General features: G+C 32.3%; 12 protein-coding genes. 8 read left to right on the top strand and 4 right to left on the bottom strand.

The annotated features are described in order from the left end of the window. Positions 1-72: 72 nt before the first annotated feature. Together FNB79_RS07615 and FNB79_RS07610 are read right to left on the bottom strand one after the other, a co-directional pair. On the bottom strand, positions 73-1,119 hold the full coding sequence (locus FNB79_RS07615; protein WP_143380742.1) for an RluA family pseudouridine synthase: 1,047 nt from the start codon (positions 1,117-1,119) through the stop codon (positions 73-75). A 3-nt stretch (positions 1,120-1,122) separates the two neighbouring features. Further along, positions 1,123-1,680 (bottom strand): PASTA domain-containing protein, encoded by a 558-nt coding sequence (locus tag FNB79_RS07610; protein ID WP_143380741.1) that lies wholly within the window; start codon positions 1,678-1,680, stop codon positions 1,123-1,125. A gap of 104 nt (positions 1,681-1,784) precedes the next feature. Between FNB79_RS07610 and FNB79_RS07605 the strand changes: the two genes are divergently transcribed. The 3 genes from FNB79_RS07605 (at position 1,785) to coaD (ending at position 5,184) form a co-directional block, all read left to right on the top strand. Further along, complete coding sequence (locus FNB79_RS07605) at positions 1,785-2,759, top strand: D-alanine--D-alanine ligase (RefSeq protein ID WP_143380740.1); 975 nt, start codon at positions 1,785-1,787, stop codon at positions 2,757-2,759. 136 nt (positions 2,760-2,895) lie between these two features. After that, complete coding sequence (locus FNB79_RS07600) at positions 2,896-4,560, top strand: erythromycin esterase family protein (RefSeq protein WP_221932593.1); 1,665 nt, start codon at positions 2,896-2,898, stop codon at positions 4,558-4,560. A 165-nt stretch (positions 4,561-4,725) separates the two neighbouring features. Beyond that, on the top strand, positions 4,726-5,184 hold the full coding sequence (gene coaD / locus FNB79_RS07595) for a pantetheine-phosphate adenylyltransferase (RefSeq protein WP_143380738.1): 459 nt from the start codon (positions 4,726-4,728) through the stop codon (positions 5,182-5,184). A 32-nt stretch (positions 5,185-5,216) separates the two neighbouring features. Here the strand turns inward: coaD and FNB79_RS07590 are convergent, their stop codons facing one another. Then, entirely contained in the window at positions 5,217-7,112 is a 1,896-nt protein-coding gene (locus FNB79_RS07590) for a SulP family inorganic anion transporter (RefSeq protein WP_143380737.1), read from the bottom strand. Positions 7,113-7,208: 96 nt separating this feature from the next. Between FNB79_RS07590 and FNB79_RS07585 the strand changes: the two genes are divergently transcribed. From FNB79_RS07585 to FNB79_RS07565, 5 genes are all read left to right on the top strand, one after another. Further along, on the top strand, positions 7,209-8,942 hold the full coding sequence (locus FNB79_RS07585) for a M14 family metallopeptidase (protein ID WP_143380736.1): 1,734 nt from the start codon (positions 7,209-7,211) through the stop codon (positions 8,940-8,942). A 45-nt stretch (positions 8,943-8,987) separates the two neighbouring features. Next, on the top strand, positions 8,988-10,256 hold the full coding sequence (locus FNB79_RS07580; RefSeq protein ID WP_143380735.1) for a chloride channel protein: 1,269 nt from the start codon (positions 8,988-8,990) through the stop codon (positions 10,254-10,256). A gap of 98 nt (positions 10,257-10,354) precedes the next feature. Beyond that, the gene (locus FNB79_RS07575) at positions 10,355-11,800 is read left to right on the top strand and encodes a RimK family protein (protein WP_143380734.1); all 1,446 of its coding nucleotides are present in this window, start codon (positions 10,355-10,357) and stop codon (positions 11,798-11,800) included. Between the two features lies 1 nt (position 11,801). Beyond that, positions 11,802-13,028: a glutamate-cysteine ligase family protein gene (locus FNB79_RS07570; RefSeq protein ID WP_143380733.1), complete on the top strand. Its 1,227-nt coding sequence runs from the start codon at positions 11,802-11,804 to the stop codon at positions 13,026-13,028. After that, positions 13,025-13,711 carry an N-formylglutamate amidohydrolase gene (locus tag FNB79_RS07565; RefSeq protein WP_143380732.1) on the top strand — a complete coding sequence of 229 codons (687 nt, stop codon included), beginning with the start codon at positions 13,025-13,027 and terminating at the stop codon, positions 13,709-13,711. The genes FNB79_RS07570 and FNB79_RS07565 overlap by 4 nt, the downstream gene beginning before the upstream one ends. On the opposite strand, the gene FNB79_RS07560 is transcribed toward FNB79_RS07565, so the two are convergent. Next, positions 13,704-14,285, bottom strand: a complete 582-nt coding sequence (locus FNB79_RS07560; protein ID WP_143380731.1) for an NUDIX hydrolase — start codon at positions 14,283-14,285, stop codon at positions 13,704-13,706. The two genes, FNB79_RS07565 and FNB79_RS07560, sit on opposite strands and share 8 nt — an antisense overlap. Positions 14,286-14,397 lie beyond the last annotated feature (112 nt).

The following is a 14,397-nucleotide window of genomic DNA, read 5'->3' as shown; positions in this document are numbered from 1 at the left end:
CAAATTTACAATTGAAAAGGACAAATATATATAGGTATAGACTGTTACTTTTTATAGTTGCATAACAAATATTTATGCTTCACCTAACTCTTGATGTTTTACATATTGCCTCCATTTTTCAATGCACAATTGCATATCTTCTGGAATATCTGTATTAAAACGCATGAATTCTTTGGTGCGAGGATGCTCAAAACCAAGCGTTTTAGCATGTAGCGCTTGTCGTGGTAAAATTTTAAAGCAATTATCTACAAACTGTTTGTATTTAGTAAAAGTAGTGCCCTTTAAAATCTTCTCTCCACCATAACGTTCATCATTAAATAAAGTATGCCCAATATGCTTCATATGCACACGAATTTGATGTGTGCGTCCGGTTTCTAATTTACAAGACACCAAAGTTACATACCCTAAACGTTCAATTACTTTGTAATGTGTTACAGCAGGTTTTCCTTTATCTTCATCGTCTCCAAAAAACACAGTATTTTGAAGTCTGTTTTTAGGGTGACGCCCAATATTGCCTTCTACGGTGCCTTCTTCGTCTTCTACATTTCCCCAGACAATAGCGACATACTCACGTTCTGACGTTTTTTCTGCAAATTGTAAAGATAATTGTGCCATAGCTTCTTCCGTTTTGGCTACAACCAACAAACCGCTAGTATCTTTATCTATTCTGTGAACCAGACCTGGACGACCAGAAGAATTTTCAGGTAAATTATCAAAATGATAAATTAAGGCATTTATTAAAGTTCCTGAATAATTTCCGTGACCAGGATGCACAACCATTCCTGCAGGTTTATTTACCACCAATAAATCGTCGTCTTCGTAAACAATATCTATCGGAATGTTTTCACCTACAAGAAGATTCTCGTAGGGTGGATGTGCAAAAAGCACCTTTATAACATCGTTTCCTTTAACCTTGTAATTAGATTTTACTGGAACGCCATTAACAAAAATATTACCCGATTTTGCTGCAGCTTGAATTTTACTTCGTGTTGCATTTTCTACAAAATTCATTAAATATTTATCTATACGAAGTGGCGATTGCCCTTTCTCTGCTGTAAAAGCATAATGCTCATAAAGCTCGTCTTCTGCCTCTTCGTTTTGTGGTGTGTAATCACTCATAATTTATTCTGGTCTATTACCGTTCCCTAATACTAAATCTATTTTAGATGTTTTAGGTAGCATATCGCCTTGTTTTATTTTTTCGCCATTATGCGACACTTCTAAAACCATATCTTTTGCGATATTGTCTTCATATCTAATAGTACCTACCTGAAAGCCCAAAGCTTCTAAAGTAGGCTTGGCTTGTCTAAATGTACGGTCTATTAATTCTGGCACTAACACTTTTCTATACCCAGAAGGATTAAGTGTTATGTATATTTTTCTATTTTCTTTGACTTTAAATCCAGGTTTTGGGTCTTGCTCTATAACCGAAAATTTAGGATAGTCTGGATTATAATTTGCAGAATCCTGAATTTGCATGACTAAATTATTTTTTTCTAACTCTGCTTTTGCTATGCTTATGGAAGTTCCTGTTAAATCAGGAACAGTTTCAAACTCACCATGTTTGGTTGTACTGTCCAACCATCTTAAAGTTAGATAACTTAATACAAAAATAGCCACTACGGCTAACAGTAAATTAAGAAAAAATGTTTTACTAGTAAGGAATTTTATAAAGCTCATGTTACAGAATTTGAAAGGCAAAGATATAAAAACCGTTCTGTTTTTACTTTTGATTAATAAATGATATTTTAGCTAAACGATTATTTCCTTTAATTGTTACTATTATGAAAAAAAATATTGCGATCATTATGGGTGGTTACACTAGTGAATTCGAAATCTCACTAACCAGTGGAAACGTTATATACCAATCACTTGACACCTCTAAATACAATGCATATAAAATCCATATTTTTAAAGACAAATGGGTTTATGTGAATGACACTAATGAAGAATTTCCTATCGATAAAAATGACTTTTCGGTAACAATTGATGGTAAAAAAATCTTATTCGATTGTGTTTTTAATGCCATTCATGGTGCACCTGGCGAAGACGGACAATTACAAGGGTATTTTAAACTCTTAAGTTTACCACAAACAAGCTGCGATATGTACCAAGCTGCCGTAACTTATAATAAACGTGATTGCTTAAGCATTTTAAAACCTTATGGCATACAAACCGCAGAGTCTTACTATTTAAATTTAGGCGATACTATTAATGAAGATGCAATTATAGAAAAGGTTGGCTTACCCTGTTTTGTTAAAGCTAATAAAGCAGGAAGTAGTTTTGGGGTAACAAAAGCATATAAAAAAGAAGATTTAAAGGCTTCTATAGACATTGCTTTTAAGGAAGACGATGAGATTATTATAGAATCGTTTTTAGACGGCATAGAGGTTTCTGTAGGTGTAATAACTTATAAAGGAGAAACTAAAGTTCTTCCCATCACTGAAATAGTAAGTGAAAATGATTTTTTTGATTATAAAGCTAAATATTTAGGGCAATCTCAAGAAATTACGCCTGCACGATTAACTTCAGAGCAAGAAGAAAAGGTAAATACTCTAGCTAAAAAAGTATACGAAGTTTTAAAAATGAAAGGATATTCTAGAAGCGAATTTATATTTAAAGATAACGAACCTCATCTGCTAGAAATTAATACTGTTCCAGGAATGACTGAAGCAAGTATTTTACCACAACAAGCAGCTGTAGCAGGAATTTCGCTATCCGAATTATTTGAAAGTGCAATTGAAGAGGCTTTGAGATAATGATTAAAACTTCAAGTTTCAGTTAACTGATCGACATCTAGTTACAATATCTATGAAAAATAAACTGATAATCACATTACTTTTATTTTCAAATTTAATTTACAGTCAAAAAAATCAAACTAATATCTGCGAACCCATGTTCAACTCAGATTTGTTTAATCTAGAGGGTGATAGTTTAGAAGATTCAGATCCAAATTTAATGTTTCTGACAGATAAAGATTATCTAATGAGTTTTGATTTATCAGAATTTAAAGATGGTAAAAGAAGTGTACGCATTAAAGGTTTAAATAAAAGCGCGACTACATTCGCTAACCTGTCATTAATAATTCCTCTTAAAATACAAAAAGAATCAGAATTAGAATTATCTGTATGGGTAAAAACAGATTCTTTGGTTGGTGATAATAGTGGTGCTATACTTAGATTAATGGGGTATAAAGACACAAGAAGTAGTGGTAACGCATTGGTTTTTGAGTTTAGCAAAAATATACTGAAAGGAAGTGAGGATTGGACGAAAATTTCACTTACTACTAGCATAGAAGATGATGTTAATATAATTGTTTTAAGTGGCTTAATGCAAGGACAAGGTTGTGCTTGGTTTGACGATTTCAGTTTAATTATAGATGGAGAAAAAGTCCAAGATATTGTCTTTTTTAAAGATCAGGAAGAAACTGAAGAAATAAAAAAAGCATTACAACCGTTTGTATCTCCCATAACAAATAAACAAGGTAAACAAATTTCAAATTATGTTGATTCTATAAAACCTGAAGCACATATTATAGGAATAGGAGAAGCAACACACGGCACTAAAGAAATCTATAATTACAAAATAGAAACAATTAAATCTTTAATAAAAAATAATGGCGTAAACACAATTGCCTTAGAAAACTATTACTCAAACTCCTTCAATTTAAACACTTACATACAAAATAAAACAGGAGATCTAAAAGAAGTCATTAAAGATTTGAGGTTTTGGTGTTATTTTACCCCTGAATTTGAAGAGTTTATTATCTGGCTGAAAGATTATAATAAAAACTCCGTTGATAAAATTTCAATTGTAGGTATCGATGCTCAACCAGGGGGAAATGCATTAAAACTATTAATTGAAAACTTAAAAGAAAATGACGACTTCACAACACTATTAAACGAATTAAATAGCGATAGTCTTGCAATTACTGATAAGGTTAATGTTTCGAAGCAACTATTAGAAGAATTAGAAAATTCTAATCAGAGTGAAAATATATTAATGACAGCAAAGGAATTATCTCAATCGTATTATTTAGAACAGCATGAAGGTAGTTTAAAGTATAGTCGTACTCGAGATAGTTTAATGGCTGTAAACATTGCTTATTTGGATAAAAAAATAATGCCAAATAAAAAGATGGTCTATTGGGCTCATGATTCTCACGTTCAAAAAATGACAGGTTGGACAGGAGGATTTTTAGAAGATATATTTAATGATAAATATATAAATCTAGGATTTCTTTTAGGAAATGGGACATTTACAGCTGTCGATAACAGAAGTAGAACGCTTGACTCCGATAATTACTTAACACCATCTCAGTGTAACTCTCTCGAAGCTTTAATGGATGCATATAATTTCCCTGTAGTTTTATTTAATAGTAATTTCGCTTCTAAGGATCCCTTTCTAAAAACTAATTTATTCAATAAGTATATTGTAAAGAGAGATGTTGGAGCTTTGGAAACTATAGACCAATTTACATTTATGGGTGATAATCCTGCAGATCTTTTCGACCTTCTTATTTATATTAAAGATTCAACTCCGACAAAGATTCTTAAATAAGAATCTTAATAATTGTCGTCGAAAACAAACGAACTAACAGAATATTTATAACTACGGTAGTTCTAACTGAAAAAACACGTACCTACTTGGAAAAACAAACAGGAATTTTATTTACCTTAAACTATTTACTAAATTAGTTACTAATAAATCTTATAAAAACCCACTATGAAACGTGCAATATTCCCAGGGTCTTTTGACCCTTTAACCTTAGGCCATTACGACATTATTACACGTGGCGTAAAAGTGTTTGATGAAATTATTATTGCTATCGGAATTAATGCCGATAAAAACTATATGTTTACTTTAGAAGAACGCCTTCAATTTATTGAAGATACCTTTAAAGACGAACCTAAAGTAATAGTTACAACATACTCTGGATTGACCGTTGATTTTTGTATAAAAATGGATGTCGAATTTATTTTACGTGGACTTAGAAATCCAGCCGATTTTGAATTTGAAAAAGCCATTGCACAAACCAACCGTAAACTTTCGGAAATTGAAACCGTATTTTTATTAACCTCATCTAAAACCTCATTTATAAGCTCTAGTATAGTTAGAGATGTTATTAGAAATAACGGAGATTATACACTTCTAGTTCCAGACACTGTAAGAATTAAAGAGTAAAAAAAAAGGCACCTAAACGGTGCCTTTTTTATTTAAAATTTATATTCAGAAAGCGGTTTAGAAAACTCTTCTGGATTTGCTGCTAAATGATATCTAGGATCGTGTATATCTTCTATAATAACATCTTTAAATTTAGGATTGGCTTTATACATTAATAATTTACAATCTTCACTTAAATGTTTTAGTTTAATAGATTTCCCTTCTGCTTCATACTTATTAACAATATTAGTTATGGCTTCTAAGGCAGAATGGTCACTTACACGAGACTCGACAAAATCTATATACACTTCATCAGGGTCGTTTTTAACATCAAACTTTTCATTAAATGCTGTAATCGAGCCAAAAAATAATGGTCCCCAAATTTCGTAAGTCTTAATTTTTCCATCTTCAGAAAAACGTTTTCTAGCACGAATCTTTTTCGCATTTTCCCAAGCAAAAGATAAAGCCGAGATAATTACCCCTACAAACACTGCAATAGCTAAATCGAAAAACACGGTAACTACAGATACAATTACTAATACTACAGCATCAGAAACAGGAATCTTTTTTATAATACGTAAACTAGACCATGCAAAAGTCTCTATTACCATCATAAACATTACTCCCACTAAAGCTGCGATTGGTACTTGCTCTATATATTTATCTGCAAATAAAATAAACGTAAGTAACGTTACTGCCATCATTACACCCGACAAACGTCCGCGACCACCGGCATTAATATTAATAACAGTTTGCCCAATCATTCCACAACCACCTGTTCCTCCAAAAATTCCGCTTAACATATTTCCTGCACCTTGTGCTACACATTCTCTATTTCCGTCTCCTCGAGAATCTGTTAACTCATCTACAAGATTCATAGTCATTAACGTTTCAATTAAACCTACAGAGGCCGCCAAAAAAGCATAAGGCGCAATAAACTTTAATGTATCTAAATTAAAAGGTAAATGACTCCAAAGTTCAGGCACATTAAGTTTACTAGAAAGTTCATCAAAACCATTAAGACCAGCTCCTCCTCCATCGCGAATAAAATCTCCAACATTTATAGAATGAAGTCCGCCAAATATAGAGACTAAAGTTACTATTAAAATAGCTGTTAAAGCAGCAGGCATTTTTGTGGTAAGTTTTGGTAATCCCCATATTATAAACATGGTTAACAACACTAATCCAATCATAATATACAGCTTTTCACCCTGCATAGTAGATTTAACAACACCATTATCTTTTACAGCGTAAAATCCATTATCTTGTACATTAAACACTACTTTTTTAGTGTTTACATCAAACACCTGATTATCCGACATAATAAACACTTCTTCACCAGTGTTAATATTACGTATAGATTGTCCATCAATGGTAAAAAGTGTACTTCCTGAGATTAAATCGGTTACTGCATTATCGTTAACATTATAAACCAATTCTTTAGATTCTGTTTTACGCATGTTTTGCCCGAAAACGTCTTTTACATTTTCTTTAAACATACCCAATTGTGCCATAAAAATTACAATGGCTAAACCATTAACAAAACCCAACATTACAGGATGCGGAATCAAGCGTACAAATTTACCCAGCTTAAATACGCCGGCAAGAATTTGAATAAATCCCATTAAAACCACTGCTGCTAACAAATAAAAGTACCCCATATTTTCTACAGGTACATCAAATAAAAGCCCTTTTGCATGCCCTTCCTGAATCATGTGTACAAATATTACTGCCACAGCTCCTGCTGCACCCGAAATTAAACCAGGTCTACCTCCAAATAATGCAGAGATAATACCAATTATAAATGCACCAAAAAGTGCTACAATAGGACTAATCTGCGCCACAAAGGCAAAGGCCACAACCTCCGGAATCATCGCTAGAGACACTGTTACACCTGCCAATACATCATCCTTTGCATTTGGTGTTATTTTTCTTATAAAACTTGACATATTTTCTTTTTTAAGAGGGGCAAAAATACAGTTAAAATAGGGACTCACAAGTTCTTAATGTAATAATTTCATTAAGTTTGTTTAAAAATATTAAGAATGAAATTATTAGCCTCCTCTTTCATTATATTCCTATTATTAAATACGTTACACTTACAATCTCAAAATAAATTTTTAACACATTTTGAAAAAAGTAATGGTCTAGAAACCGCAACCTATGCAGAAGTCATCCAATTTTACAAAAATTTAGCTGCAACTTACCCTGAAATTCAAATACAATCTATTGGCAAAACAGATTCTGGAGAACCGTTACATATGGTTACTTTAAATCCCGATAAAGTATTTAATTTTGATGCCATTAGAGCAAACAAGCGCATTTTACTTATAAATAATGGAATTCATCCGGGAGAAAGTGACGGTATTGATGCTACAATGATGTTGTATAGAGATATTGTTCAAGGTAAAGTAACAGTACCAAAACACACCGTATTAGTTACTATTCCTGTGTACAATGTAGGAGGAAGTTTAAATAGAAACGCCACGACACGTACAAACCAAAACGGTCCAGAAGAATATGGTTTTAGAGGCAATGCCCGTAATTATGATTTAAATCGAGATTTTATAAAAAACGACACAAAAAATGCAAAAACATTTGCAGAGATTTTTCATAAAGTTCAACCTGACGTATTTATAGATAACCATGTTAGTAATGGTGCCGATTACCAATATACACTTACCCATTTATTTACACAACACAACAAACTTGGTGGAAATTTAGGCAATTATTTACACACTAAAATGATGCCTGAATTGGAACAAAACTTAGCATTAAAGGATTGGGATATTACACCTTATGTGAATGTTTTTAACCAAGTTCCAGAAGTTGGATTTAGTCAATTTATAGACCACCCTAGATACTCTACAGGATATACCACTCTGTTTAACACTTTAGGAATGATGGTAGAAACTCATATGCTTAAACCATACAAACCACGAGTTGAAGGCACTTACGAACTCATGAAAAGCATGATTGCTCTTATTGAAAAAGATTACAACATTATAAAAAAATTAAGAGCAGAAGCAAACCAAGCGTTCTTAGAAGCTGAAACTTACGATTTAAATTGGACGGTAGACACGACTAAATTCTCGACCTTACAATTTAAAGGATTCGAAGGCGAATATATAAGCAGTGCGGTTACGGGATTAAAACGTTTAAAATACAACCGTGCTCAACCTTTTACTAAAGCAGTTAAGTACCAAAACTACTTTAAACCCGCAACCAAAGTTTCTATTCCAAAAGCTTATATTATTCCACAAGGTTGGTATGCGATTATAGAATTACTAGAATTAAATCAGGTAGAGATGACGCCATTACAAGCTGACCAAACCTTTACAGTCGAAACTTACCACATTACAGATTTCGACACAAAAAAAGAGGCTTACGAAGGACATTATTTACACTCCAATACAATGGTAACTTCTACAACAGAAACATTGCAATTTAGAAGTGGTGATTATTATATTGAAACCCGTCAGCCAGCCATTCGCTATCTACTAGAAACACTAGAACCTCAAGCCATAGATTCTTTTTTTAATTGGAATTTTTTCGATACCATACTTCAACAAAAAGAAGGATTTTCGCCTTACGTTTGGGAAGATTTAGCTTTAGAACTGCTAAATACCAATGCGGAGCTTAAACAAGAATTTGAAGCTAAAAAACAATCAGACAAAGTCTTTTCCCAAAATTGGTACGCACAATTAGATTGGATACATAAACACAGTGAGTATTACGAAAAAGCACATTTGCGCTATCCTATTTTTAGAATAAATTAAAAAGACTGTGAATCATAAAAAATTCCATTTTAAAACCTTTGTTACTTGAAAATACATAGAAAGAAAACAATAATTAAATATCTTAATATACTAGACCAACCTATAAAATTTAATCCATTTGTATTTAGTTGGTCGTTTTTACTTTGGGCTGTCTTAGGACTTATAGGAGGTATAACTGCAGGAGTTTATTGGATTATTTTAGAATTCTTAATGCATAAAGTAGCCTTTTTTGAAGGTTGGCAAGTAATTCCCGTTATGGCCATTGGAGGTCTATTTGCTGGGTTAGTGATCCATTTTATTGGAGACCCTGGAGAAATTCAGCTTATAGTGAACAACATCCGTTTTAATAAAGGAAAATTAAACCCAAAGCATAATCCATCGATGATTTTATCATCATTCTTTTGCATTGCCTCTGGCGGAAGCTTGGGCCCAGAAGCACCTTTGGTTCAAGTAACAGGTTCTATAGGAACTTGGTTAGGAAAAGTATTTAGACTAAAAGGAGAAGCCTTACGGTCCTTAAGTATTGCCGGAATGGCATCTGGTTTTACAGCTTTATTTGGTGCACCTTTAGGAGGTAGTTTATTTGCTTTAGAAATTTTACATTACAAACATGCCGTAGAATATTACCGTGCGATTATTCCCGCATTAGTAGCTAGTAGTTTTAGTTATATTGTATTTGCGTTAATTGTACATCTTGGCCTTGGTCCAACTTGGAACTTGTCTGCATACGAATATTCTGGAATTTTTGACTTTATTTATGCCGTCTTATTTGCAATTATAGCTACAGCTATTGGATGGACTTTTATTTATTGTGTAAAATTCTTTAAAATCTTGTTCGAAAAACGCCCCATTCCTATTTATTTAAAAACATTAATTGGCGGATTACTTTTGGGTGTAATTGCCTATTACATTCCAATTACGCGCTATTTTGGTCATCACGAAATTAACGAGCTTATAACCAAACATTTTCCTTTAAAATTACTAATTGTAATCTTAATTTTTAAAATTATTGCTATTGCAATAACCGTAACTTCGGGTTGGCGTGGCGGCTTTATTATTCCCTTATTTTTTGTAGGCACAACTTTAGGCTTAATTATTCATCATTTTATACCATCGGTAAGTTTAACCTTAACAATTGTAAGCTGTATGGCCGCAATAAATGCATGTGTAACCCGAACCCCAATGAGCACCACAATTTTACTAACAACCCTTACTGGGTTTGGGCATTTAATTCCTATTTTATTTGCGAGCTTAACCGGATATTTTCTAGCACCTAAAATCCCATTTATAAGCGCACAAAAGCATCAGGATTAAGACATTAAAAAATATATAAAAAAAAGTCTTGTAGTGTAAATTGTATTTAAAAATAATATACATTTGATTCAAATTTATATCGCTATGCAGCGTTTACAATGAACAAGTATATTGTTGTCAATCAACCAGAAAAATGGAATTTTTCGATTGAGAATATTAAAGTAATATCTTCGCAAGAATACCTTACTAACCCAGAATTTTCGCTACTAAAAAAAGCTAGAATTTTCAACTTATGTAAAGACTACTCGTACCAATCTAAAGGGTATTATGTATCGCTTTTAGCAGAAGCTCGTGGGCATTTACCAATCCCGACGGTAAAAAATATTGTTGATTTAAAAGCTTTAAAACTGGTACGTATTGTTTCAGACGAATTTGACGATACCATACAACAAAGCTTAAAGAACATTAAGTCTCAAGAATTTACCTTAAGTATTTATTTCGGACAGAATGTAGCTCAGAAATATAAAGAGTTAAGCTTGTTGTTTTACAAACATTTTCAGGTCCCTTTTTTACGGGTAAAATTTAATCATACAACAAGATGGAACATACAAAGTATTAAGGCCATTTCTGAATCTGAAATTCCTGCAGAACACATTGAAAGTGTGCAGCATTTCGCTAATCAGTATTTTTCAAAAACACGTTACGATATTCCTAAATTAACTAAAAGCGATTTTGATTTAGCAATTTTAGTAAACCCAAAAGACCCAGCGCCTCCAAGCAATGTTAAAGCGTTAAAGAAGTTTATTGAATTGGCTGAAAAAATGAATATCTATGCCGAAATTATTGAACCTAAAGACTTATCGCGATTATCATCTTTTGATGCTTTATTTATTAGACAAAGCACAGAAGTTAATAACGAGGCCTACGCCTTTGCAAGGAAAGCGCAACAAGAAGGGTTAGCCATTATTGATTACCCAGATGCAATTTTAAAATGTTGCAATAAAGTGTACATGGCCGAAGCTTTACAAAATGCCAATATCCATACACCTAAAACTATAATTGTACATAAAGACAATAAGCATGTGGTTCTAGAAAAAGTAGGATTACCTTGTGTCTTAAAAGCGCCAGATTCTACATTTTCATTTGGTGTCAAAAAAGCTAAAACCGAGACAGAATATCTCGAATTAGTCTCGGAGATGCTAAAAGAATCTGATTTAATTATTGCTCAAGAATTTTGCCCTTCAGATTACGATTGGCGTATTGGTATTTTAGACGACAAACCTTTCTATGCGTGCAAATATTATATGGCTAAAGGCCATTGGCAAATTTATAATTGGAAAGCAAAGAATAAAGATAACCAAGAAGGTGATGCCGACTGTTTACCTATAGAAGATGTCCCAAAAAAGGTTTTAAATATGGCTATAAAATCGGCTAAACTTATGGGAAAAGGACTTTATGGCATAGATATTAAAGTTGTAAATAACATCCCTATGGTAATTGAAATTAACGACAACCCAAACATAGATTTTGGTATAGAAGACAACTATTACGGAGACACGGTTTACTCCCAAATTTTATTAGCATTAAAAAAACGTTTAGATTAAAATGAATAAAAAATATCATCTTTTTGATGTTTACGGGATTGAACTAGAATATATGTTAGTACATCAATCCGATTTAAAAATTGCACCAATTGTTGATACGTTATTAACAAAAAAAAATGGCAAGTTAACTTCAGATATTACCAATGGTAAAATTGCTTGGAGTAACGAACTTGTTGCACATGTTGTTGAATTAAAAACTAATGGACCTACAAAAAACATAAACGGTTTAGCGGAGTTATTTCATAAAAATATTACAGAAATTAATACCCTTTTAAACCCGTTACAAACCAAATTATTGCCAACGGCTGCACATCCCTTTATGAATCCAAGAACAGACACTCAACTTTGGAAACACAGTTACAGTGAGGTTTATGAATTATATAATCGGATTTTTGACTGTAAAAATCATGGTTGGAGCAATGTACAAAGTGTACATATTAACCTTCCTTTTTTTGATGACAAAGAATTTGAGAAATTACATGCAGCTATTCGTATTATCTTACCTCTAATACCGGGTTTAAGCGCAAGTTCTCCAATCTTAGAAGGTAAAATAACAGGCTTTAAAGACACGCGCTTAGAGTATTATAAAACCAATCAAAAAGAAATTCCAGAAATGGCAGGCCTAGTTATTCCGGAACGTGTCTTTACAAAACTAGATTACTATGCTACAATTTTTGAGCCTATTAAAAAAGCGATAAAACCATTTGATACGCATAATATTTTAGACCATCATTTTTTAAATTCTCGTGGTGCCATTGCTAGATTTGATAGAAATGCTATAGAAATACGTTTGGTAGACATACAAGAATGCCCTAAAGCAGATATCGCCATTTGTGCTTTAATAATTGAGGTGCTAAAATTATTAGTTAATAAGAAATTATCACCGTTAGCAATACAAAAACGTTGGGTAAAGGAAGATTTATTCCTCATTTTAGATGATGCTATTAAAAATGCAGAAACCTCGGTAGTAAACAATTTAGATTACCTAAATATGTTTGATATTGAACACAGTACAAACATTCAAAACATTTGGAAACATTTATATGCATTAGCAAAACCTAACATTCATAAATCGCATTATCCTGCAATTGAAACCATTTTAAACGAAGGCACCTTAGCAACTAGAATTGAAAAAACTATAGGCAAAGATTGTTCTAATGAAAACATTAAAAAAGTCTATACCAATTTAGCAGAATGTCTTCAAAATAATAGTCTGTTTTCAAAATGAAACTAGTATTAACATGCGAACACGGCGGCGCACAAATACCTAAACGTTTTGAGTCTTTTTTTATAAATGAAAAAACCACCTTGCAAACGCATCGTGGTTTTGATCTTGGAGCTTTAGATGTTTTTAAATATTTAAAACCGCTTGCCGATTTTTCAAATTTTAGCGAAACTAGTCGTTTGCTTATTGAATTGAATCGTTCTTTACATCATAAAAATTTATTTTCAGAATTCACTAAAACGGCTACTCACCAAACAAAACAAAGGCTTATTGATGGTTATTATTTGGTTTACAGAAACGCTGTTGAAAATTATATAAAGAAACAAATAGACAAAGGAGAAACAGTAATACACCTATCTGTACACAGTTTTACCCCAAAATTAAATGGCACAAAACGAACATGTGACATCGGACTTTTATACGACTCTTCTAATGATGAAGAATCAAAATTTTGCAATGCATTTAAGTCTAATTTACTTTTAGAAAACCCAAAATTAAACATCCGCTTTAATTATCCGTATCTAGGTAAATCAGATGGGTTTACTACGGCTTTAAGAAAACATTTCCCAGAACATTATTTAGGAATTGAATTAGAAATTAATCAAGCATTTGCGCACCAAAATGCAATGCCATCACCCTTAAAACATCAAATTTATGGTGCTTTAAAAAGCTGCCTGGTTAGATAAGCGGACGAATATTTGCATAAGAATTTTCTAAAGCCTGAATGGCTTCAACTTCATTTAGCCATTCTACTTTTGTAATACCTTCATTAATTTGCGGCCATAAATTACCTTTAAAATCTGTAGACATTTCAAACCAATGGGTTACCTTAATTTTTAATTTCCCATTGCGTTTAAATATATGATACGTTGTATGTAAAGGTTTGGTGATTTTTAATCCAGTAACGCCTGTTTCCTCTTCAACTTCGCGCAAAGAAGTTTCCTCTATAGTTTCTCCAGGTTCTGCCTTACCTTTTGGTAAATCCCATTTATTATTTCTATATATAAAAAGTATACAACCGTTTTTGTTATACACTTTACCGCCACCAGCTACAACATTGGGTAACTTTTTTAGAAATTTTTTAAGTAACTTATCTTCATTTTTATGAATTAACCTAACTTCTTTTAAAGATGTCGTGTTTAATTCTTTAATAACCTTACCTATTTGCACTGTGTCTAATAAGTAATTCTTAAAATGTGTTTCTTTTTCAACCACAGTGGTTAAAATAATGGGCTTGTCGTTGACAAATATTTTATACATATAAAAAATATCCTACATTAATTCTGGTAAAAATATCAATTTTTATAGCAAACGTATTAACTTTAAAAAAATAATTTTAATACACAAGAACGATTATTTTAATTAATGTGTA

The sequence above is a fragment of the Formosa sediminum genome (assembly GCF_007197735.1).
In the GTDB taxonomy this organism is placed as follows: Bacteria; Bacteroidota; Bacteroidia; order Flavobacteriales; family Flavobacteriaceae; genus Formosa; species Formosa sediminum.
This window is presented reverse-complemented; position numbering and strand designations above follow the sequence as displayed.